Annotated in this window: 22 protein-coding genes and 2 tRNA genes; 4 read left to right on the top strand and 20 right to left on the bottom strand. The window is 64.9% G+C overall.

Going from position 1 to position 20,491, the window contains the following annotated elements; translation table 11 throughout:
* Positions 1 to 72 precede the first annotated feature (72 nt).
* Positions 73 to 663, bottom strand: coding sequence for an NYN domain-containing protein (locus ACNUDN_RS00120; RefSeq protein WP_419124949.1), 591 nt, complete (start codon positions 661 to 663; stop codon positions 73 to 75).
* Positions 664 to 1,194: 531 nt separating this feature from the next.
* On the opposite strand from ACNUDN_RS00120, the gene ACNUDN_RS00115 reads away from it, so the two are divergent.
* Both ACNUDN_RS00115 and ACNUDN_RS00110 read left to right on the top strand, forming a co-directional pair.
* A complete protein-coding gene (locus tag ACNUDN_RS00115) occupies positions 1,195 to 1,407 on the top strand; it encodes a hypothetical protein (protein ID WP_419120052.1) in 213 nt (70 codons plus the stop codon).
* Positions 1,404 to 1,646 carry a hypothetical protein gene (locus tag ACNUDN_RS00110; protein ID WP_419120051.1) on the top strand — a complete coding sequence of 81 codons (243 nt, stop codon included), beginning with the start codon at positions 1,404 to 1,406 and terminating at the stop codon, positions 1,644 to 1,646. The genes ACNUDN_RS00115 and ACNUDN_RS00110 overlap by 4 nt, the downstream gene beginning before the upstream one ends.
* A gap of 220 nt (positions 1,647 to 1,866) precedes the next feature.
* Here the strand turns inward: ACNUDN_RS00110 and ACNUDN_RS00105 are convergent, their stop codons facing one another.
* The 8 genes from ACNUDN_RS00105 to ACNUDN_RS00070 all read right to left on the bottom strand — a co-directional run bounded on the left by ACNUDN_RS00105 (position 1,867) and on the right by ACNUDN_RS00070 (position 6,430).
* A complete protein-coding gene (locus ACNUDN_RS00105) occupies positions 1,867 to 2,715 on the bottom strand; it encodes a phage major capsid protein (RefSeq protein WP_419120050.1) in 849 nt (282 codons plus the stop codon).
* 118 nt (positions 2,716 to 2,833) lie between these two features.
* On the bottom strand, positions 2,834 to 3,328 hold the full coding sequence (locus ACNUDN_RS00100; protein WP_419120049.1) for a hypothetical protein: 495 nt from the start codon (positions 3,326 to 3,328) through the stop codon (positions 2,834 to 2,836).
* Positions 3,329 to 3,342: 14 nt separating this feature from the next.
* Entirely contained in the window at positions 3,343 to 3,654 is a 312-nt protein-coding gene (locus tag ACNUDN_RS00095) for a hypothetical protein (protein WP_419120048.1), read from the bottom strand.
* Positions 3,651 to 5,063, bottom strand: a complete 1,413-nt coding sequence (locus tag ACNUDN_RS00090; RefSeq protein WP_419120047.1) for an AAA family ATPase — start codon at positions 5,061 to 5,063, stop codon at positions 3,651 to 3,653. The genes ACNUDN_RS00095 and ACNUDN_RS00090 overlap by 4 nt, the downstream gene beginning before the upstream one ends.
* Positions 5,060 to 5,401, bottom strand: a complete 342-nt coding sequence (locus ACNUDN_RS00085) for a DUF2742 domain-containing protein (RefSeq protein ID WP_419120046.1) — start codon at positions 5,399 to 5,401, stop codon at positions 5,060 to 5,062. The genes ACNUDN_RS00090 and ACNUDN_RS00085 overlap by 4 nt, the downstream gene beginning before the upstream one ends.
* Positions 5,398 to 5,772, bottom strand: coding sequence for a hypothetical protein (locus tag ACNUDN_RS00080; protein WP_419120045.1), 375 nt, complete (start codon positions 5,770 to 5,772; stop codon positions 5,398 to 5,400). The genes ACNUDN_RS00085 and ACNUDN_RS00080 overlap by 4 nt, the downstream gene beginning before the upstream one ends.
* The gene (locus tag ACNUDN_RS00075) at positions 5,769 to 6,071 is read right to left on the bottom strand and encodes a hypothetical protein (protein WP_419120044.1); all 303 of its coding nucleotides are present in this window, start codon (positions 6,069 to 6,071) and stop codon (positions 5,769 to 5,771) included. Before ACNUDN_RS00075 ends, ACNUDN_RS00080 begins: the two co-directional genes overlap by 4 nt.
* 146 nt (positions 6,072 to 6,217) lie before the next feature.
* Positions 6,218 to 6,430, bottom strand: a complete 213-nt coding sequence (locus ACNUDN_RS00070) for a DNA-binding protein (RefSeq protein ID WP_419120043.1) — start codon at positions 6,428 to 6,430, stop codon at positions 6,218 to 6,220.
* 125 nt (positions 6,431 to 6,555) lie between these two features.
* On the opposite strand from ACNUDN_RS00070, the gene ACNUDN_RS00065 reads away from it, so the two are divergent.
* Both ACNUDN_RS00065 and ACNUDN_RS00060 read left to right on the top strand, forming a co-directional pair.
* Positions 6,556 to 7,125: a helix-turn-helix domain-containing protein gene (locus ACNUDN_RS00065; RefSeq protein ID WP_419120042.1), complete on the top strand. Its 570-nt coding sequence runs from the start codon at positions 6,556 to 6,558 to the stop codon at positions 7,123 to 7,125.
* Positions 7,112 to 8,230, top strand: a complete 1,119-nt coding sequence (locus ACNUDN_RS00060) for a site-specific integrase (protein ID WP_419120041.1) — start codon at positions 7,112 to 7,114, stop codon at positions 8,228 to 8,230. The genes ACNUDN_RS00065 and ACNUDN_RS00060 overlap by 14 nt, the downstream gene beginning before the upstream one ends.
* A gap of 48 nt (positions 8,231 to 8,278) precedes the next feature.
* Here the strand turns inward: ACNUDN_RS00060 and ACNUDN_RS00055 are convergent.
* From ACNUDN_RS00055 to dnaA, 11 genes are all read right to left on the bottom strand, one after another.
* Positions 8,279 to 8,351, bottom strand: a tRNA-Ala gene (locus ACNUDN_RS00055).
* A 3-nt stretch (positions 8,352 to 8,354) separates the two neighbouring features.
* Positions 8,355 to 8,480 (bottom strand): hypothetical protein, encoded by a 126-nt coding sequence (locus ACNUDN_RS00050; RefSeq protein WP_419120040.1) that lies wholly within the window; start codon positions 8,478 to 8,480, stop codon positions 8,355 to 8,357.
* Between the two features lie 17 nt (positions 8,481 to 8,497).
* A tRNA-Ile gene (locus tag ACNUDN_RS00045) sits at positions 8,498 to 8,571 on the bottom strand.
* Positions 8,572 to 8,641: 70 nt separating this feature from the next.
* Complete coding sequence (locus tag ACNUDN_RS00040; protein ID WP_419120039.1) at positions 8,642 to 9,553, bottom strand: DUF3566 domain-containing protein; 912 nt, start codon at positions 9,551 to 9,553, stop codon at positions 8,642 to 8,644.
* Entirely contained in the window at positions 9,554 to 12,079 is a 2,526-nt protein-coding gene (gene gyrA / locus ACNUDN_RS00035) for a DNA gyrase subunit A (RefSeq protein WP_419120038.1), read from the bottom strand.
* A gap of 98 nt (positions 12,080 to 12,177) precedes the next feature.
* A complete protein-coding gene (gyrB, locus tag ACNUDN_RS00030; protein WP_419120037.1) occupies positions 12,178 to 14,205 on the bottom strand; it encodes a DNA topoisomerase (ATP-hydrolyzing) subunit B in 2,028 nt (675 codons plus the stop codon).
* Between the two features lie 234 nt (positions 14,206 to 14,439).
* Positions 14,440 to 15,000 carry a DUF721 family protein gene (locus ACNUDN_RS00025; protein WP_419120036.1) on the bottom strand — a complete coding sequence of 187 codons (561 nt, stop codon included), beginning with the start codon at positions 14,998 to 15,000 and terminating at the stop codon, positions 14,440 to 14,442.
* A complete protein-coding gene (gene recF / locus ACNUDN_RS00020) occupies positions 15,000 to 16,157 on the bottom strand; it encodes a DNA replication/repair protein RecF (protein WP_419120035.1) in 1,158 nt (385 codons plus the stop codon). Before recF ends, ACNUDN_RS00025 begins: the two co-directional genes overlap by 1 nt.
* A 13-nt stretch (positions 16,158 to 16,170) precedes the next feature.
* Positions 16,171 to 17,064, bottom strand: a complete 894-nt coding sequence (gnd, locus tag ACNUDN_RS00015; protein ID WP_419120034.1) for a phosphogluconate dehydrogenase (NAD(+)-dependent, decarboxylating) — start codon at positions 17,062 to 17,064, stop codon at positions 16,171 to 16,173.
* A 32-nt stretch (positions 17,065 to 17,096) separates the two neighbouring features.
* On the bottom strand, positions 17,097 to 18,293 hold the full coding sequence (gene dnaN, locus ACNUDN_RS00010) for a DNA polymerase III subunit beta (RefSeq protein WP_419120033.1): 1,197 nt from the start codon (positions 18,291 to 18,293) through the stop codon (positions 17,097 to 17,099).
* A 710-nt stretch (positions 18,294 to 19,003) separates the two neighbouring features.
* Entirely contained in the window at positions 19,004 to 20,491 is a 1,488-nt protein-coding gene (gene dnaA / locus ACNUDN_RS00005; protein WP_419120032.1) for a chromosomal replication initiator protein DnaA, read from the bottom strand.

The raw sequence follows: 20,491 nt of genomic DNA, 5'->3' as shown, positions 1-20,491 counted from the left end.
AAACACATGACTGTGGTTAACAGCAGTTATCTGTAACTGTGGTCAGGTTGTGGTCAGGACGTGGTCGCCAGATCAGTACTGCTTGGGGTCCTTGCAGCTGACGTATTCGGCGCCGCTGAGCGACGTGCACCAGAGCTGTTTACCGGGAACCCGCAGGCGGCTAGTGAGGCTCCACCCGGCAACCTCAATTTGCACCTTGCCTAAGTCGATAGCCATTTCCAGCGCCGGAACCAGATCCGTATCCCTCGACGCGAGAATAAGTGTGTCAGCATCCGTAGTCAGGGCGCAGCGCACGAAGTCGACAGCGAGCTTGACGTCAACACCCTTTTCTTTGGCCTTATCGGCAGGCCAGTTCCTCGGGTACCGCAGTGTCCGCGTATTCATTCGGACCCGCCGATCCCTGGACCACTCTGCTGCCTGAGCCTTATTACGACTGGCGGGGATCGGCTCTTTCGCCGAACTTGGTTGTCCTCGGTAAACGTGAATATTCTGGACGGTGCCCCCGCGACCGTACATCAAACGGCGCTGCATAAGGGCGTCGACGAACCTGGCTGGGTGGATCAGATATGTGTGGGCAGGGGTTCCCGCCGGCGCGAACGCTTCACCAGCAGACAAGTGCAGGTTTTGATAGTCGATAAAAACATCGACTCTTGGCTGCGTCATAGCCACCCCTATGTGGATATAAAAAGCCCCGCCAGGCCCGGAGGACGGCGGGGAGCTACACATGCGAAGTTAGGCAAACTCCGCAAACCTGTCAACCGTCCAGACCTGCCAAAAATTCCGCGGCCTACCTGCAGAAATAGCCCTAAATGCCGTCTGGGGCGGCATTTTGCAGCCGCCTACCTGGACACCTAGGCGCCGCGGTTTACGCCCTTCTAGAAGCTCCCCAGAGGCCCGGAACGGGCCTTTTAATGACCCTGTCAACAAGATGTGGATAACTACAACTATGTGATGTGACGCAGATCACATGTCGACCTGGGGAAACAAGACTGGGCGCCCGCGGCGACAGGCAGACCTCGTGGGCGGCCACCGTGGTCTGGTTCGCTAGGCTCGCGCGCCCCTTCGGGGCTTGTGGCGGTGCCACGCGCGAGCCTAGCGAACCAGACCGAATCTCGCATTTGACGAGGTCTTTAGGCAGACGTCGGTACGGACAGGCGCAGGAATGTCGTCGGCGCAGCGCGGTACCGTCCGGACATGAGCACCGATATCAGCGTTCAGACCACTACGTTCGGCGGTTCCGGTCAGCCGTCGCATTACCTCCCCGGACCCCGTCCCGACGAGCTTCCGATCTCCGCGGCGGTCTGGGACGTCGCCAAGAACTACGGGAAGCAGTCCGAGGCCGTAGTCATCGCCCTCTACGAGGCCGTCAAGAAACTTGAGGCGAACCAACAGAACGCCCGATTGTGAGCGGCCTCGACAGCCTCGTAGTGAAGTGGTGGGCCGGCCTCAACAACGACCAAAGATCACGGGTGAAGCAGGCCGCCGCGCACGCCGACGGGAAGCACAACGTCGGCGCCGCCGGCGTCAAGGTGCTGATCGATACCCGATGCCCCATAGGGCCCATCGCGACCAAGTTCGACGAGAACCCGGAATACGCTTTCACATGGCCCGAGTCGGTCCGCCAGTTCGTGCTCGATCAAGAGTAGGACGACCCCCTACCCCTGGGTGACACACACGTCCGCTTATGCCACGAGGCGCGGAGTGGAGTGGCCCGTAGGGTCAGTCCCCCTGGGGGTGTTGTGGGAGGTGCGGTCTGGGCGCAGGTACCGGCTCGGGCTTGCCGTCGTGGCCGGTCCTTCGGTCCGAAAGGAAATCAACTTGCCGTTGACGCCCAGGGCCGCGACCTCCTGACTTACTCGGAGCCGATCACGAGCCTTCGGTGTCGACGGTGAAGAGGCCGATGCGTTCGGGGCGGACGATGTTGGCGCCGAACCGCCATGTGCAGCGAATCAGGATGGAGTCGGCAGCGAAGGCTGCATGCTCACTGGTGGCGACCATGACAGGTCCAACCGCACTGACAATGGCGCTCTTATCAACGACGATGCCGGTGCCACTGGGGACGGCGGGATCGACGAGGACGGGCAGGTTGAACAGGAAGCGTTGCGCCTCGGTGGTTCCCGCGCCGAGCAGTGAGACGTTACTGTCGACGGCGGTCTTCAACCGCTGGAGTCCGGCCCAGGCGTCGGGTGCGGCCAAGATGTGGGTGGGCATCGCGTAGTTGGTCGCGAGGGTGGCGAGCCCGTCGACGAGTGGATCGAGGTCGGTGTCGATGGTGCCGATGTCGATGGTGCCGTCGATGTTGATGAGGCCGGCGGGTGGGGTGACGGCGGGCGGGGTCGGTGCGACCTGTGCGATGTAGGCGGTGTTGGCGGCGCGGGTGACTGCGCGGGTTACGCTGGCCGCCAACTGTGCTGACACGTTCTCGTGGCTGAACTGCTCGCGGGACAGTCGGACAAGTTGCGCGATCTTGCCCGTGAAGACGGTGCACTGGGCCAGCTCGGGATCGTCCTCGGTGATGGTGGCGCCCTCGGGAACGAACCCGGCGTCAGCGTCATCGACGTAGACGCAGTGGACTGCTACGGCGTCGCCTTCGACATCGCCAGCGACAGTGGATGTTTGGAGGACGAGTGCGTCGGGGATGGCGTCGCCGGGTGTGTGGTAGGTGACGTCGGGGGACCATCCGCGTCCGGACAGGACGGTAGTGATGACAGCCATTGGTGTTGCCTTTCAGGGTTTCTCGGAAACGGAACGGGCCGCAGCCGAGGACGGTTTAGGTCTCGGATGCGGCCCGCGCGGTTCCGGTGCCCCTGCCAGGGGTCTTGCCGTGATTCTACTACTTGAAGGCGTCGGCCCAGGTGTTAGTTGGGCCGTGGGTGTTGCCGTTCCCTTCGCGTGGCACGACGGGTTGGCGTTTGCGGGCTGCCTGTGGGTCTTCGAGTCCGTGTTGTTGGCGGGCGTCTACGGCTGCGGCACGGACTTTTTCGGGGTCGACGGTGCCGTCGTCATCGAGCAGGTTGTCGAGTTCCACTCCGACTGTCCAGAGGCTGCCGGGTTTGACGAGGTGTTCGGCGGCGAGGCGTTCGACCTCGCGGCGCCGCATGGATTCCACAGTGGCGCGCAGGGTGTCGCGTTCGGCTTCGGCGGTGCGGAGCCGTTCCCGGTACTTGACGTCGCGGCGGCTGAGACCAGCGTCGTCGGGCTCAGGCTCGGCAGGTGTCCCACTTGGGGCAGGTGAGTCATTTGACTCATCTGCGGGAGTGGCTGTCTGCTCGACCTCGGTGTTGTCGACCGTGGTTGCGTCGGCAGTCTTGGTGTTCTCGATCATCATGTGCTGGTTCCCTTTCACTTCTGGTTGCGTTGTTCCCATGTCTGCCGTTCGGCGGGCACCTTCTCGACCGCCTGGAGTAGGCACTCGATGAGTTCGTATGTGGTGGCGACCGACATTTCGAGGCCGAATGGGCCGCGGTCGGTATCGAGTTCGATGCGCAGCACTTCAGTGATGGTGCCGTCGGTGTCCGGTGGTGTCTGGCCGTACCGCATCGAGACGGCGCCGGTGGGCCGCAGCGGGATCAAATCGGCGGGGTTGGCGGTCATGACGGTCTCCTTCGGTTGGGTCCAGATGTCGGGGTCGGGGAAGATGACGCGGCGGTTCACGATGCCGCCTCTTGTTTGCTGAGGCATGACAGATGGGTGTCGCCCTGATCGGCCACGACGGGTTTGGAGCAGACCAGGCAGCGGGGAACTTCACGGCCGCGAACACGGACGGTTCGGCGGGCCTTGAGTTCTTGCCTTCGGGTCGTTAGCGGTGTCGGGGGTGATAGCACGTCGGGTTGCGCGACGGGCAGGGAGCACTCTTCTGCGCCCTGCTCCCTGCCCCCTTCCGCGCGCTGCTGCACGCCCTCTGAGCTCACAGGGAGCAGGGAGCACGCATCGGGAGTGTCCGGGGTGCTCTCGGCTCGCTCTGTGCTCTCTGCTCGCTGGCCGGGCAGCTGCCAGAACCACGGTCCGGGGTTTACCGGGCGTTCAGCGAGGATGGCCATACGCTTCTTGGCGCGCTTGGCCTGGTCGACGGTGTAGCCGGCGGCGTGGGCGGCCTGATAGACCTCGTTTGCCTTCACTGGACCGTTTGCCAGGAGTTCGGTCAACCACTCTGCGATGTCGTCTTGCTGGCCAGTATCAGAGCTGCGGTTGATGATGTCGCCGACCGAGGTTTCCGACGATCCCAGGTCTACGACGCGGGCCACTTCGGTGAACCCGTCGGCGGTGGGGACCGAGGTGCTTTGGAGTTGGAAGGCGAACGACTCTTCTCCGGGCGGGGCATAGTTACCCTTGTCCTGCGTGACGATCACACGGTCGTCGTCTGGAGCGAATAGGAATACCGAGCGCACCGCGTCCCGGAATGCATGGGAGCCGGACATCTTGTCCGAGGCGTTGCCGCCACCCTTGCCGAAGTGCCGGATGAACATCATGACCGCGCCGGTGTCTTGACCGACGCGGGCCAGGCTGTCGACTGCGGATCTGACGTCGGCTTCGCGGTTGAGGTCGCCGGTCATTGTTGAGGCGATGGGGTCAATGAGCACCAGGACCGCGCCGGTGTCCTTGATGGTGTCGCTGATGGTGCCCGTGTCCATCGGCACTCTCGGGGTGACTTCTCGGGTCTCCCCGTCGATGTAGGTGTCGATAACCAGTCGACCGACTTTGGTGAGGTCGGCGTCGGCGGCGAGCAGCCTGGGGACGATGACCTTGTCCCATTCGTCTTCACCGGACCAGATGAGACACGGCCGGGGGGAACCGTGGTGGGTGCCCGGGAGGGTGCCGCGCGATACCTGAGCGATCAGGTGGAAGGCGTAGGTGGTTTTGCCGGTGCCGCCTCGGCCGGCGAGCGCAGATGCGGTTCCCATCGGGATGCGGTTCTCCCACAGCCAGACTTGGCGGCGCGGTTGGATAGTCGACGCCCACTGAACGGTTGCGCGCCGACCGTACTCGGCGGTGCGTTTCTCGGCGGAGTGCTTGTCGCACAACTCGGGGCCGCAGTCGTAGCAGATCTCCGCTTTGCGGGTCACGAGGCCCTCCGAATCTGGTCGATTTCCCGGCGCCGGGAAAGTTTTCGAGCTTCGTCGGTCCAGTCGGTGGCGGCCGAGATCTGTTGGCCCGCTTCGGCGATGGCGTCTTGTCGGCACTCTTCGCCGACTGCCCACCACATTGCGGCCCAGAAGATGGCCTGCCACTTGGCGGGGTCGGTGTCGTCGAGCTGGCACCATACGGGCGTTCCGGGGATGATGCCGGGGTCGGCGAGTAGTGGTGAAAGCAGTTGGTAAATGGGGTAAAAGCGGACTTCACGGGACGCGGGAAGGCCCGCGCCGGTGAGGGCGCGAGCTTCCACGGGGCTGTTGTCGGTCACGCGGTCCAGTCCTTGAAGACCGTGATGCTCTCCCATTCATAGCGGAGGTCGTTGGCTACCTTGGCGATTGCCGCTAGGTCCTCAACAGCGTGTGCGGCGATGTCGCAAATGCCGCCGCTGTCGTCTACCCCGTTGATGCGAGCCTCGTAGCCCACTTCTCCGTTGCTTACCCATCGGATGAGCTCACCGACTACGTGTCCATTGAACTCGCCTGACACGGCGGTGCTCATGGTGTGAAAGAACACCTTGTCTTTGTTACGTGCCTTCTTTGAGTCGTAGACCGCGATCTCAGTGAGCACCTGATAGTGGCGGAAGATCCCCCGGCGGCCGAGCCAGCGGCCATCGACGCCCTCTCGCAGTTCGCCGCTCATCGCTTCACCGCCTTCGCGTCGGCTTCGAGGATGTCGTTGGCCCGGTCGAGCAGCACCGCGGCCTGCCGCAAGTGACCGAGCGCGGTAACGACGTCGGCGACCGCGAAGAGCGGGGCGTCGGTAGGCAACTCCTGAACCACAGCGTTAATGTCGCTGCGGAGCAGGTCCACTCGGTTCACGGCGACGTCGAGGCGCTGGGCCGGTGACTCGGGCGGCACGTAGGTGGCACAGAACGAGCAGGTATCGGTGCCGCTTGTGGGCACCGTGCAGTGCTTGCACGCTGCGGTTTGTGTCATCATGGTTTGTAGATCTCCTTGGTGGTTGTGGTGACTGCAGGGTTGATCGATCCGAAGGGCCTCGGTTGCCGCCGGGGCCCTTCGCATGTCCTCGGTGTGGTCGGCGTCAGGATCGAGGCCGAGATCTTCGTGCGCGGGGTAGGTGCGCATCAGGCGGCGCTGCCCCCAATCCGATTGGCAGCCAAATACGCCAGCACATCGACGCGGGCGTAGCGCACTCGTCCAGAGACCTTTATCCACGGCAGTCCGCGACGCCGGTATCTGTCCTGAGCGAGTGCATCGACCGTCGTCTGCATGACAGCGGCCACCTGGGCGGGTGTCGCCAGCGCCGGGAGATCGTCCGCCGCAATTAAGTCACTCATTGCTTTCCTCTCTGATATGGGGTCTTATCGGTATTGATAAGAGCTGCCATCAGCATGCATAACCGGAGGTTTCTTGTCAATATTGATGGCGTGACTTATCGGATTTGATATCGTACGGTTCTGGCATGGCATCCGATGACCGGCCCAAATCCTCTGGGCGCACCCTCGACAACACCGGCGAGACCGTCCGCGAGAACATTCGTCGGATTCGCGATGATGTGCGCGGGCTCTCGCAGGCGGCGTTGTCGGAACGCCTGCGCGACCTTGGCCGGCCCATTCCTCCGCTCGGCATCCATCGGATCGAGAACGGTGACCGACGTGTGGATGTTGATGACTTGATAGCTATTGCTGTGGCGCTTGATGTTTCGCCGATTTCGATGCTGACTCCGAATGCCTCCGACCGTGCAGAGTCAGTCGCAATTACGGCAGTCGAAGGGGCTCTCACAGCGGAACAGCTGTGGAAATGGTTGTGCGCGGAGCGGCCGCTGAGACATGTAACCGACGGCATGGAGCTTCTTGAGTTCATCAGGGCCGCAACACCGCTTTGGAGATCACGACAGTATGCGGACGGCGTCCTCCACCTGCTTGAGCTCAACCGGATCGAAAAGGCCATGAACTCAGACGACCAAGAGGTGGCTGCAGATGCGCGGCGCCGATTCGAGGAGATACGAGCTAAGTACGATGGCGACGATTGAGAAGTACGAAACCCATTCGGGTGCAACGCTTTACCGTGTCCGGTACCGGACTCCCGATCGGCGACAGACGACGAAGCGCGGGTTCACGACGAAGCGTGATGCGCAGGCGTGGGCCGAGCAACTGGAGGTCGATAAGCGGCGCGGAGCGTTCGTTGCAGCGGCTGCGGGGCGGGTGTCGCTGGGGGCGTACGCCAAGGAGTGGTTGGAGTCGAAGCACAATCTGAAGCCGTCGACCCGGGCGCGCTATCAGGTCGTGTTGGACACGTTCATCGCCGATCACTCGCCGGTTGCTATCGGTGACATCAGCCGGCAGTTGGTGCGCGAGTGGGTCGCGGCGTTGAGTGCGGAGCGGTCACCGGCCACCGTGCACAAGGTGGTCGGTGTGCTTCGGCAGGTGTTGGCGATGGCTGTGTCGGACAACCGCCTGGTGCTGAATCCAGTCGACGGCGTCGAGCTGCCGTCAGTGGCGGCGGTGGAGCAGCGGTTCCTGACGCTGGAGCAGTTACATGCGCTGGCCGACGCGGCGGGGGAGCACCGGGCGCTGGTGTACGTGCTGGGGACGTGCGGTCTGCGGTTCGGGGAAGCCGCGGAGCTGCGCTGGCGGGACGTAGACCTTCAGAAGAAGACGTTGCGCGTCGCCCGGTCGGTGACACTGGTGGACAACAAGTTCGTCGTCGGGACACCGAAGGGTGGGAAGGCGCGGACGGTGAGCCTGCCCGCGTTCGTCGCTGATCTGTTGACGCCCGGTGCTGCGGACGCTCTGGTGTTCCCGGACTCGGCGGGCAAGCACATGCGGGGGACGAACGTGCGGCGCCGTTGGTGGGCTGACGCCGTGACGGCCGCGCAGCTGTTCCCGCGCCGCGTTGGCGAAGAGACGATCTACGAGTTCAAGATCCACGAGCTGCGGCACGCGGCAGCGTCTCTGGCGATCCAGGCCGGCGCGAACATCAAGAGTCTTCAGAACATGCTCGGCCACGAATCTGCGGCACTCACTTTGGACCGTTACGGCCACCTCTACGGGTCGGATGTGGAGGCGGTCGGGGTCGCGATGAACGCACTTTTAACTCGAAAGTGTGGTCAGAATGTGGTCAGCGGAGCCGCCTGATAGCAGAACAGGCCAGACAACATCGTGTCTGACCTGCTGGTTTGATTGTGGAGCCTAGGAGATTCGAACTCCTGACATCTGCCTTGCAAAGGCAGCGCTCTACCAACTGAGCTAAGGCCCCTCGTCAGGAAGGTACGGCCGTGTCCGTCTCCGGCGCGGTGTGCCACACCTCGGCGCCGTGCTGGGTTCGCCATACGACCACCGCGGCGGCCGCCGCGATACCTGCGCCGAGCAGAAGCACCAGCTTCATCGACTAATACCTTTCCGTGGGGCTAGGAGGACTCGAACCTCCGACCTCTTCGTTATCAGCGAAGCGCTCTAACCGCCTGAGCTATAGCCCCGTCAACCGCACGGGCCGAGCGACGAGATTACCGTACCGACAACCCGTCTCCCAAATGAGCTGCTGAGATGTCAGTCTCGATCAGCCAGGGTGACCTCGACGCCGCCGACCAGGTCGGTGGTCAGGTTGTAGATGAACGCGCCGATCGTCGCCGCTGCGGTCAGCAGCACGATGTTCACCAGGCCGATCAGCGCGGCCCCGCCGAAGATGGTGCCGCTGGACACCAGCTCCCCGCCGGAGCTGCCGCTGGCGCTGGTCAGTAGGTCACCGACGTTGCTGTTGAGCTTGCTCCACACACCCATCCCGCCGAGCACCAGATACAGGAACGCGACCGCGATCATCCACACGAAGAACAGCACCACCGACAACAGCAGCGAGACCTTCAGCATCGACCAGGGATCCACCCGGCGGATCTGCATGCTGGCCCGGACCGGGCCGCGGTGCTGGCGGTTGCCGACCTGCACCGCGCGGTTGCCGGCCACCGGCGCCGACTTCACCGGCGGCTTGGTCTGCTGCTGGTCCGGCGTGCGATCAGCCGGCTTGGGTTGCTGAGGCGGCCGAGGACCCGACAGGTCGGGGAGCTCACTGCCGTAGGCGGCCGCACCCTGATCGGGCCGAGCCGGTTCGGGACGACTGCCTTCGGGACGGTTGCCTTCGGGACGGACCACCTCGGTGCGGTCGTTGCGTCCGTGGACTTCGGTCTCCTGCGTGCCCGACGGGGCTGACCCACCCGCGATGAAGCGGTTCAGCCGGGCATCCAGACCGCCGGCACCGCCACCCCGCGACCCCTCTGCGGCCGGTCCGTCCGGACCCTGCTGCCGGGCCCGTGCCGCCGGGCCCCGCTGCCACGGCGGGACGTCCGCGGTGTCACCCTGGTGCGCTGGCCGCGGGCCGCCCTCGTGTGCGGGACCCGTTGGTGCGGCGGCCGAGCCATTACCCGCGTCCCCGGGACGTGGATACGACGGCTCTTTCGGTGAGCTCACCTACGACTCCTCACTGGTCGTCGCCTCGGGGTCGGTGTTGACCTCGTCCGTGCCGTCGCCGGCTTCGGCGTTGCGTGCGATCGCGATAAGTGTGTCGCCGTCGCCCAGGTTCATCAAGCGAACGCCCTTGGTCTGGCGCCCGGCCTTGCGCACCTGACGCGCGGCAGTGCGGATGACACCGCCGCCGGAGGTGATGGCGTACAGCTCGGTGTCGTCATCGACGATCAGTGCTCCGACCAGCGTGCCACGCCGCTTGTCGAACTGAATGGTCAGCACCCCCTTGCCGCCGCGGCCCTGCACCGGATACTCCTCGATCGCCGTGCGCTTGGCGTAGCCACCCGACGTCGCGACCAGCAGGTAGGTGTCCTCACGGATGACGTTGAGCGACAGCAGCGCATCCTCGGCGTTGAACCGCATACCCTGCACGCCCGACGTCGCCCGGCCCATCGGGCGCAGCGCCTCGTCGGTGGCCGAGAAGCGGATCGACTGGCCGTTGGCCGAGACCAGCAGCAGGTCGTCGTCCGACGAGCACAGCACCGCGCCGACCAGTTCGTCACCGTCGCGCAGGTTCACCGCGACGATGCCCCCGGACCGGTTGGAGTCGAAGTCGACCAGCCGCGACTTCTTCACCAGACCGTTGCGGGTGGCCAGCACTAGGTAGGGCGCGTCCTCGTAGCTCTTGATCTGGATGACCTGTGCGATCCGTTCCTCGGGTTGGAAGGCCAGCAGGTTGGCCACGTGCTGTCCGCGTGCCGTACGGGACGCCTCCGGCAGGTCGTAGGCCTTGGCCCGATACACCCGGCCCTGGGTGGTGAAGAACAGGATCCAGTCGTGGGTGGAGCAGACGAAGAAGTGGTTGACGATGTCGTCCTGCTTCAGGCCCGCCCCCTGCACGCCCTTTCCGCCGCGCTTCTGGCTGCGGTACAGGTCGGTCTTCGTGCGTTTGGCGTACCCGGTCTCGGTGATGGTGACGACGACGTCCTCGCGGGCGATCAGATCCTCGTCGGCGACTTCCCCGTCCGCGGGGATGATGCGGGTGCGGCGGTCATCGCCGTACTTGTCGACGATCTCCTTGAGTTCGTCGTGCACGATCGCGCGCTGGCGTTCCGGCTTGGCGAGGATGTCCTCCAAGTCGGCGATCTCGGCCTCGATCTTGGCCAGATCGTCGACGATGCGCTGGCGCTCCAGCGCGGCTAGGCGGCGCAGCTGCATGTCCAGGATCGCCTGCGCCTGGATCTCGTCGATGTCGAGCAGCTCGATGAGGCCGCTGCGCGCGATCTCCACGGTCTGCGAGGCCCGGATCAACGCGATGACCTCGTCGAGAGCGTCGAGGGCCTTGACCAGACCGCGCAAGATATGCGCGCGCTCGTTGGCTTTCCGCAGCCGGTAACGGGTCCGCCGGACGATCACCTCGAGCTGATGATCGACGTAATGCCGGATCATCTGATCGAGCCGCAGGGTGCGCGGCACCCCGTCGACGATCGACAGCATGTTGGCGCCGAAACTGGTCTGCAGCTGGGTGTGCTTGTAGAGGTTGTTCAGAACCACCTTGGCCACGGCGTCGCGTTTGATCTCCACGACGATCCGCAGACCGACCCGGTCGCTGGACTGGTCCTCGATGTTGGAGATTCCACTGAGCTTGCCGTCGCGCACCTGCTCGGCGATCGAGGTGATGAAGTTGTCGTGGTTGACCTGGTACGGCAGCTCGGTGATGACCAGTGAGGTCCGCCCGCGCGAATCCTCCTCGATCTCGACCACGCCACGCATCCGGATCGAACCGCGTCCGGTCTTGTAGGCCTCCTCGATGCCCTGCGACCCGACGATCAAGCCGCGGGTCGGGAAGTCGGGCCCCTTGACCCGCTCCATCACCGCGGCGCAGGTCGCCTCCTCGTCAGCCTCGTGGTTGTCCAGGCACCAGTAGACCGCCTCGGCGAGCTCGCGCAGGTTGTGCGGGGGGATGTTGGTGGCCATGCCGACCGCGATACCGCCCGAACCGTTGGCGAGCAGGTTCGGGAACCGGCTCGGCAGCACGGTCGGCTCCTGCACCCGGCCGTCGTAGTTCGGAACGAAGTCGACTGTCTCCTCGTCGATCTCGCGCAACATCTCCATCGCCAGCGGCGTCAGGCGCGCTTCGGTGTAACGCATGGCCGCCGGCGGGTCGTTACCCGGTGAACCGAAGTTGCCCTGGCCGTCGACGAGCGGATAGCGCAGCGACCACGGCTGGGCCATCCGGACCAGGGTGTCGTAGATCGACGAGTCGCCGTGCGGGTGGTAGTTGCCCATCGTCTCGGCCACCGAGCGCGCCGATTTCGCGTGCCCGCGGTCGGGCCGGAATCCGGAATCGAACATCGCGTAGAGCACCCGACGGTGCACCGGCTTGAGGCCGTCACGGACCTCGGGCAGCGCACGGCCGACGATCACGCTCATCGCGTAATCGATGTAGCTGCGCTGCATCTCCTGCTGGATATCGACCGGTTCGATGCGGTCTCCGGCTTCGCCGCCGGGAGGCAACGTGGTGTCAGTCATGAAGTCCCTTTTCGTGATCTCGGCGCGCAGCCCCGGCCATGTGTGAAGTTGCCGTCACAGCGGAGGTCCACTGTGCGGATGGCTTCACATCGGCGGGGTCAGACATCAAGGAAGCGAACATCTTTGGCGTTGCGGGTGATGAAGCTGCGGCGAGCTTCGACATCCTCGCCCATCAGGATGGAGAACAACTCGTCGGCCGCGGCGGCGTCGTCGAGGGTGACCTGGCGCAGCACCCGCACCGAGGGATCCATCGTGGTCTCCCACAACTCCTTGGCATCCATCTCACCCAGACCCTTGTACCGCTGGATGCCGTCATCGACGTTGATCCGCTTACCCGCAGCACGCCCGGCCTCCAGCAGACCGTCACGCTCCCGATCCGAATACGCGAACTCCGGATCAGCGCGCTGCCACTTCAACTTGTACAGCGGAGGCTGAGCCAAGAAGATGTGCCCGTTTTCCACCAACGGCTTCATGAACCGGAACAACAACGTCAGCAGCAACGTCGAGATGTGCTGGCCATCGACATCGGCGTCGGCCATCAACACGATCTTGTGATACCGCAGCTTCTCGATGTCGAACTCGTCGTGGATCCCGGTGCCCAACGCGGTGATGATCGCCTGCACCTCGGTGTTCTTGAGCACCCGGTCGATACGGGCCTTCTCCACGTTGATGATCTTGCCCCGCAACGGCAGGATCGCCTGAAACATCGAATCCCGGCCGCTCTTGGCCGAACCACCGGCCGAATCACCCTCCACCACATACAGTTCCGACTTCGTCGGATCCGTGGACCGGCAATCGGCCAGCTTACCGGGCAACCCACCGATATCGGTGGCACTCTTGCGCCGCACCAACTCTCGCGCCTTACGCGCGGCCATCCGAGCCTGGGCCGACGAAACCGCCTTGTTCACAACGGTCTTCGCCTCGGCCGGGTTGGCCTCGAACCAGTGGCTGAGTTGCTCGTTGCAGATCTTCTGCACGAACGACTTGACCTCGGTGTTGCCGAGTTTGGTCTTGGTCTGGCCCTCGAACTGGGGCTGGGACACCTTCACCGAGATCACCGCGGCCAAACCCTCGCGGATGTCGTCGCCGGTGAGGTTCGGGTCCTTGTCCTTGAGCAGCTTCTTGTCCTTGGCGTACTTGTTCACCACCGACGTCAGCGCCGCCCGGAACCCCTCCTCATGGGTGCCGCCCTCATGGGTGTTGATGGTATTGGCGAAAGTGTGCACCGACTCCGAGTAGCCGGCGTTCCACTGCATCGCCACCTCGACCTCGTGGCCCTCGCCCTTGCCGTCGAAGTCGATGACGCTGGGCTGGATGGGGGTCTTGGTGCGGTTGATGTGCTTGACGAAGTCGACCAGACCACCGGGGTAGTGGAAGACACGGTGCTTGACCTTCTGCGGTGCGGCGGCTTCGGCGGCCTTCTCCTCGGCTGACTTGGGCGCTTCGGCGTGATCGCTGACGATGTCGTCGACGACCTCCTCCGGGGCGACGCGTTCATCGGTCAACTCGATGGTCAGTCCCTTGTTCAGGAACGCCATCTCCTGCAACCGCCGGGCGATGGTCTCGAAGTCGTAATTGGTGGTCTCGAAGATGTCCGGGTCCGCCCAGAACCGGATCGTGGTGCCGGTCTCCTTGGTCTGACCGCCCTGTCTGAGGGTCCCGGGCACCGAGCGGTCGTAGGTCTGGAACCACTCGTGTCCGTCCTTGCGGATATCGGCTTCCAGGCGGGTCGACAGCGCGTTGACCACCGACACGCCGACGCCGTGCAGACCGCCCGACACCTGGTAGGCGCCCTCTTCGAACTTGCCACCGGCATGCAACACGGTCATCACGACGTCCACGGTGGGGATCCCGGTCGCGTGCATCGCCACCGGGATACCGCGTCCGTCGTCGGTGACCTGGACTCCACCGTCCTCGAGGATCCTGACATCGACCTTGGTCGCGAAACCGGCCATTGCCTCGTCGACGGCGTTGTCCACGACCTCCCAGATCAGGTGATGCAGGCCGCGCTCACCGGTGGACCCGATGTACATGCCGGGACGCTTGCGGACGGCTTCCAGACCCTCGAGAACCTTGATCGAGTCGGCGCCGTACTCGGCAGGAGCGTTCTTCTTCTGGGCAGCCACGTTGGACGCGTCTCCTTGGTCTTTGGCAGGGGATTGCCGACGGAGGGGTCGACCACCCCTCGCGGATCACCGTGACAGTCTACCTTTACACACCGTCAGCACCGATTCTGCGGCCGCGTTTCCACATACCTAAACGCAACGTGCGCGGAATTTCTCGGACGTAGATAGGTCTTGACGGCGTGGAACCGGCCTATCGCGGTTCTGGCGGCTCTCAGGCTATGCGCGGAACCGGCCTCAGCCGTAGGTGTCGCGTGGTCCGCGACCTGGCACGTTGTACGGACCCTTGCGCCAGGAGGGGCCCACCGGCCCGACGATCTTCAGCGAGGTCACCACCCCGTCTCCGACCGCGGCGGCGATCTTGGCCAGGATCTGCGACTGCACCATCCTGAGCTGGGTGGCCCACGCCGTGGATTCCGCAGAGACGGTGAGGACGTGATCGTGCAGCGCGGTGGGGGAGGCGTGCGCGGCGATCTGGTCCCCGACGACCGCGCGCCAGCGCCCGAACACCGCGCCCTCGGCAACCCGCGTCGACCATCCCCGGGTGCGGGCCACCTCATCGGTGAGCGATCCGAACAATTGGGGATCTCGACTGTCAGGTCCGGGCCCTGACCATCTCCGCCTGCCGCTGCCGGCGACCCGCCGTGCGGTGGGGGAGTGTCGTCGGCCCTGTCCGACGTTCTTGCCCTGCTGGCGCGCGGCGCCACGTGCCTCCTCAAGGGTGCGCCGCACCAGGTCCATACCCTTGAGCCCCTCTAGATGAGCCGGGGGTGGGGCAAAGTCGTCGGATTCGGTCATCACTGCACCACCGAGATCCGGCCGGTGTCGCTGTCCTGCATGGTGATCATGATGCGCCCGGCGTCCCAGTCGGCCGGGATGTCCTCGGGTACCGCAGCGGTGACCAGCACCTGCTCGGCGGAGGCGGCGACCTGGGCCAACGCCCGACGCCGCGCACTGTCGAGTTCGGCGAACACATCGTCGAGCAGCAACACCGGATCTCCTCCCTCGGCCCGCAGCAGCTCGTAGGCGGCCAGCCGCAAGGCCAGTGCCATCGACCAGGATTCCCCGTGACTGGCGAAACCCTTGGCCACCTGGTCACCGAGCCGCAACTCCAAATCGTCGCGATGCGGGCCGACCAGACACACCCCGCGCTCCAGTTCGGCGTCCCGGCGCCGGCTCAGCGCGTCCAACAGTGCCGCCTCGAAAACCTCCACATCGCTGTTCCCGGCGGCGGCTTCCGCCTCCACCGCCTCGACGCCGCTGCGATACCGGATGGCCGCCGGCCGCGATGCCGGTGCGAGCAACTGGTAGGCCTTTTCCACCTCGGCGGCCAGTTCGTGCACCAGCTGCACGCGTGCGGTGATCAGCTGCGCGCCGTGATGTGCCAGGTGTCCGTCCCAGACATCGAGCGTCTCGAGGGCGCCCCGATCTCCGCGAAACCTGGCGCCAGAAGCCGTTTTCAGCAGCGCCGTCCGCTGCCGGACCACCTTGTCGTAGTCCGCGCGCACGCCGGCGATCCGCGGGCGTCGGGTAGTGGCCAGCTCGTCGAGGTAACGGCGGCGATCTCCCGGGTCGCCCCGAACCAGCGCGAGATCCTCGGGCGCGAACAACACAGCACGCAGCACCCCCAGAATCTCGCGTGCCGATCGCACCGGGGAACGGTTCAGACGCGCCTTGTTCGCCCGGCCGGAGGTGATGTCGAGATCGACCGCCAGTTCCCGCCCGTCGTTGACGACGATCGTCGACACCACTGCACGCTCGGCGCCGGCCCGGATCAGTGGCGCATCCGAGGACACCCGGTGGGATCCCAGAGTCGCCGAATACCACAGCGCCTCAACGAGATTGGTTTTCCCGAAGCCGTTGGGGCCGACGAACACCGTCCGACCTGGGGTCAACTCCAGCTCCAGGCGTGACCACGACCTGAAATCGGTCAGCGCCAGGTGACGGACATGCACGGATACACCTCGGTCAACCCGACTCGCTGATGCGCTTGACGGCGTGCCCGCCAAACTGGTTGCGCAGCGCGGCAACAGCTTTCATGGTCGGCGATTCATCTTGGCGGGACAGAAAACGAGCAAACAGCGACGCTGCGATACCCGGGACCGGAACCCGCAACCGGATCGCTTCCTCGACGGTCCATCGGCCCTCGCCGGAATCCTCGGTGTAACCGCTGATCCCGGCCAGACTCGGGTCCTCCTTGAGCGCCTTCGCCAGCAACTGCTGCAGCCACGACCGCACCACGGTGCCGTTGGTCCAGGCCTGATACACCGCCTGCGGATTCTGTACCAACTCCTCGGCGGCCAACATCTCATAGCCCTCGGCGTAGGCCGTCATCAGCGCATACTCGATGCCGTTGTGCACCATCTTCGCGAAATGGCCGGCGCCGACCGGACCGACGTGCACGAATCCATCCTCGCGCGGTCCCGGCGGACGAAGCGTCTCGAAAATCGGCATCGCACGCTCCACGTCGGCGTCGCTGCCGCCCACCATCAGGCCGTAACCCTCGGTCAGACCCCAGATGCCACCCGAGACACCCGCGTCGATGAACGCAATGCCCTTCTGCGCCAACAGTTCTGCGTGCGGCCCATCCTCGGTGTAGCGGGAGTTCCCCCCGTCGATGACCAGATCTCCCTCGCCGAGCACACCGGCCAGCTCGGAGATCGTGCTGTCGGTGACCGTGCCCGATGGCACCATCACCCAGACCACTCGGGGCGAGCTCAGTTGTGCGGCGAGCTCCTCGAGCGACGCCACATCCGACACCTCCGGCCGCGGGTCATAGCCCACCACCTCGTGTCCGCCGTCGCGCAAGCGCGACCGCATGTTGAAACCCATCTTGCCCAGGCCGATCAGACCGAGCTGCATGGCAACGCCCCTCCTCGGGTCGAAACGCCAGGTCAGCCCGGAAGCCGAACCGGCATCAACAGATACACGTAATCGGTCTGCGCCGCCGGGAACGGTCCGCTCCCGTCTGCGCTGCCGTCATCCTCGCCCGCCGGGCGTAACACCGCAGGACGACTCGGCGTCGTGAAACCGAACGTCACCCGTTCGGTGTGCAGAGAACTCAGCCCGTCGGTCAGGTAGGTGGGGTTGAACGCGATGGTCAGTGGGTCCCCGGAGAACTGCACCGGCAGATCCTCCTCGGCGCGGCCGACGTCATCGGCTCCGGCGGACAACCGCAGAACGTCCTCGGCGAACTCCATCCGCACCTGCGCCCCGCGGTCGGCCACCAGCGCGACACGCTTGATGGCCTCGGTGAGCTCGGCCACCCCGATGGTGGCGATCGCGGTGTGCTCGGTGGGGAGCAGCTGACGGAACTTCGGGAACTCGGCGTCGAGCAGTCGGGTGGTGCTGCGCTTGCCCTTGCTGCGAATGCCGAGCAGGCCCTCCTTGCCCACGCTCGGACCCGAGCCCAGCGCCAGATGAACCTCGGAACCGTCGGTACCTGCCTTGGCCGCCTCAGCCAGGGTCTTCGCCGGAACGAGCACCGCTGCCTCGATCCCGGGGGCGCCCGTCGACCAGGTCAACTCTCGGACCGCCAGCCGGAACCGGTCGGTGGCGGCCAAAACGACCTTCTCACCGGAGATCTCGACGCGAATGCCGGTCAGCATCGGCAGGGTGTCGTCGCGGCCGGCGGCCACCGCAACCTGGCCGATGGCCTCGGCGAACAGGTCGGACGACACCACGCCGGTCTCATCGGGCAAGGTCGGCAGGGTCGGATAATCCTCCACGGCCATCGTCGGCAGTGAGAATCTCGCACTACCGCAGGTCAGCGACACCCGGGTGCCCTCGACGCTGACGTCGACGGGTTTGGCCGGCAACGACCGGACGATGTCGGACAGCAGCCGACCGGATACCAAAACGCTTCCCGGAGAGGCGATCTCGGCCGGGATCTGAACTTCCGCGGAAACCTCGTAGTCGAAGCCGGAGATCCTCAGACCCTCGTCGGAACCGGTCAGCAGCACCCCTGCCAGCACCGGAACGGTCGGCCGGGACGGCAGATTGCGGGCCACCCACGCAACCGCGTCGGCGAAGTCCTCGCGAGTCAGCCGGAACTTCAGATCCGTCAGACCAGCCGTTGTCGCCACGTTCATAGCGTCCCTTCGATGCACCCCGATAAGCACGTACCAGCGGTTTCCCGGAGCCTCACGCCGCGCCGCCTGCGCACGCCGCGACTCCCGCAACGGCTGTCGATGAACCACCGTAGAGCTTTCGGCCCCAACTTGAAAGCTAAACGATGTCGCCGACACGCAGGTCCGGGGAGGTGGTCGGGGCCCGTCGATGCGGCGCGACGTCAGGGGTGGCGGTCGACATTCCCCAGGCGCCTTCTTCTAGAGAATTTCTAGAGAGATAACTCAGTATTAGTAATAGGTGTTGTGCAGATTGGGGATAACACGGGTTCTGTGCAGGCCAGCGCACTGTCGGTCTGTGTGCAGTTTGGGGACGCCGGTCGCGCGGTCCGACAGCGGCTGGGGATGGTCGCCGGGTTGGGGACGACTGGAGCCGAATCCCACGCGTTGACCTCAAGTTGTACACAGGTTCCTGCACAGCCGGGTATGTGATTGCTGGGACTGCCGGGGCGGAAGATTCTCGGCCGGGGTTACAGAGATCCACGGCTGCGTCCGGGACGACACGCGCACAACACGCCGGGGAGCGGACGTGGCACGGCGCAGCAGGCGACGCCGGTGGGTCACCGCGGCGGGCCGGGACGTGGCTCCGGGACTAATAGCCCATACCTACATGCCGGACGTGTAATACCGGGACCTGTAACGCCCGGACCGCAACGCCGGGGGACCCAAGCGGCTCAGCGCTTGGCGCGCTGTCGGATCCGGGTGGTGAGTTCCTTGACGTGGTCGAACACCTCACGGCGTTCGGCCATCTCGGCGCGGATCTTCTTCTCGGCGTACATCACCGTGGTGTGATCACGCCCGAACGCCTGCCCGATCTTGGGAAGCGAGAGATCGGTGAGCTCCCGGCACAGGTACATCGCGATCTGGCGGGACTGGGCCAGCGCCCGTGTCTTGCCCGGGCCGCGCAGCTCCTCGACGCTGGTCTCGAAGTACTCGGCGGTCGCCGCCATGATCGCGGCGGTGCTGATCTGCATCGTGGTGGCGTCGGAGATGAGATCCCGCAGCACGATCTCTGCCAACGACTTGTCGATGGGCGTCTTGTTCAGCGACGCGAACGCCGTGACCCGGATCAGCGCACCCTCGAGTTCGCGGATGTTGCGTTCGATGCGGCTGGCGATGAGCTCCAAGACGTCACCGGGCACATCGAGGCGGTCCATTTGAGCCTTCTTGCGCAGGATCGCTATCCGGGTCTCGAGCTCGGGCGGCTGGACATCGGTGATCAGGCCCCACTCGAAGCGAGTTCGCAGCCGATCCTCCAGCGTCGCCAGCTGCTTGGGCGGCCGGTCGGAGGAAATCACGATCTGCTTGTTGGCATTGTGCAGGGTGTTGAAGGTGTGGAAGAACTCCTCCTGGATGCCGTCCTTGCCTTCGATGAACTGGATGTCGTCGACGAGCAGCACGTCGATGTCGCGGTAGGTGCGTTTGAACGAGGCCCGGCGGTCATCGCGCAGTGAGTTGATGAAGTCGTTGGTGAATTCCTCGGTGGAGACGTACTTGACCCGCATCCCGGGGAACAGGCGCTGCGCGTAGTTGCCCGCAGCATGTAGCAGATGAGTCTTGCCCAACCCGGACTCACCCCAGATGAACAGCGGGTTGTAGGCGCGGGCCGGAGCTTCGGCGATCGCCAGCGTGGCCGCGTGCGCGAACCGGTTGGATGCGCCGATCACGAAGGTGTCGAAGGTGTAGCGGCGGTTGAGGTTGACCGAGGTGATGTCGTCCTCGGCGGCCCGGTTGGCGCGCTGCGAGAAGTACGACGGCCAGCTCTCTTCGGCACTGGCGCGAGCTGCGAGGTCGTCGTCGACGACGTCGTCGTCGAGTTCGGGTGCAGCGGCCGGCTGCGCGGCAGATCCGGCGAATCCGTCATCGGCATCGTCGGACACCGGGTCGGCGATCCGTACGCCCAGTTCGACGCGTTGTCCGAGCTGCCGGCTCAGGGCCGCCACGATCGGTTCGCGCAGATGACGTTCGATCTCGTTCTGGACGAAGGGTGTCGGCACCGACAACAGGGCGAAGCCTTCGGTGATGACGAGCGGTTTCACCAGCTTCAGCCAGGCCCGCTGCTGTGGGGTCAATGACCCGTTGCCGACGCCCCCGCCGCTGTTGAGTTCGGTGACGACGTTGTCCCAGATGGAGACGAACGGGGGATCGGGGTCAGTGCTCAC

Origin of the sequence: Mycobacterium sp. smrl_JER01 (assembly GCF_048513595.2) — a bacterium.
Taxonomy (GTDB): Bacteria; Actinomycetota; Actinomycetes; order Mycobacteriales; family Mycobacteriaceae; genus Mycobacterium.
This window is presented reverse-complemented; position numbering and strand designations above follow the sequence as displayed.

What these genes read in the sequence shown, in the direction of transcription:
- ACNUDN_RS00120 (WP_419124949.1), bottom strand. Translation starts at nt 663, where the DNA reads ATGACGCAGCCAAGAGTCGATGTTTTTATCGACTATCAAAACCTGCAC.
- ACNUDN_RS00115 (WP_419120052.1), top strand. Translation starts at nt 1,195, where the DNA reads ATGAGCACCGATATCAGCGTTCAGACCACTACGTTCGGCGGTTCCGGT.
- ACNUDN_RS00105 (WP_419120050.1), bottom strand. Translation starts at nt 2,715, where the DNA reads ATGGCTGTCATCACTACCGTCCTGTCCGGACGCGGATGGTCCCCCGAC.
- ACNUDN_RS00100 (WP_419120049.1), bottom strand. Translation starts at nt 3,328, where the DNA reads ATGATGATCGAGAACACCAAGACTGCCGACGCAACCACGGTCGACAAC.
- ACNUDN_RS00080 (WP_419120045.1), bottom strand. Translation starts at nt 5,772, where the DNA reads ATGAGCGGCGAACTGCGAGAGGGCGTCGATGGCCGCTGGCTCGGCCGC.
- ACNUDN_RS00075 (WP_419120044.1), bottom strand. Translation starts at nt 6,071, where the DNA reads ATGATGACACAAACCGCAGCGTGCAAGCACTGCACGGTGCCCACAAGC.
- ACNUDN_RS00070 (WP_419120043.1), bottom strand. Translation starts at nt 6,430, where the DNA reads ATGAGTGACTTAATTGCGGCGGACGATCTCCCGGCGCTGGCGACACCC.
- ACNUDN_RS00065 (WP_419120042.1), top strand. Translation starts at nt 6,556, where the DNA reads ATGGCATCCGATGACCGGCCCAAATCCTCTGGGCGCACCCTCGACAAC.
- ACNUDN_RS00060 (WP_419120041.1), top strand. Translation starts at nt 7,112, where the DNA reads ATGGCGACGATTGAGAAGTACGAAACCCATTCGGGTGCAACGCTTTAC.
- ACNUDN_RS00050 (WP_419120040.1), bottom strand. Translation starts at nt 8,480, where the DNA reads ATGAAGCTGGTGCTTCTGCTCGGCGCAGGTATCGCGGCGGCCGCCGCG.
- gyrA (WP_419120038.1), bottom strand. Translation starts at nt 12,079, where the DNA reads ATGACTGACACCACGTTGCCTCCCGGCGGCGAAGCCGGAGACCGCATC.
- ACNUDN_RS00025 (WP_419120036.1), bottom strand. Translation starts at nt 15,000, where the DNA reads ATGACCGAATCCGACGACTTTGCCCCACCCCCGGCTCATCTAGAGGGG.
- gnd (WP_419120034.1), bottom strand. Translation starts at nt 17,064, where the DNA reads ATGCAGCTCGGTCTGATCGGCCTGGGCAAGATGGGTTTCAACATGCGG.
- dnaN (WP_419120033.1), bottom strand. Translation starts at nt 18,293, where the DNA reads ATGAACGTGGCGACAACGGCTGGTCTGACGGATCTGAAGTTCCGGCTG.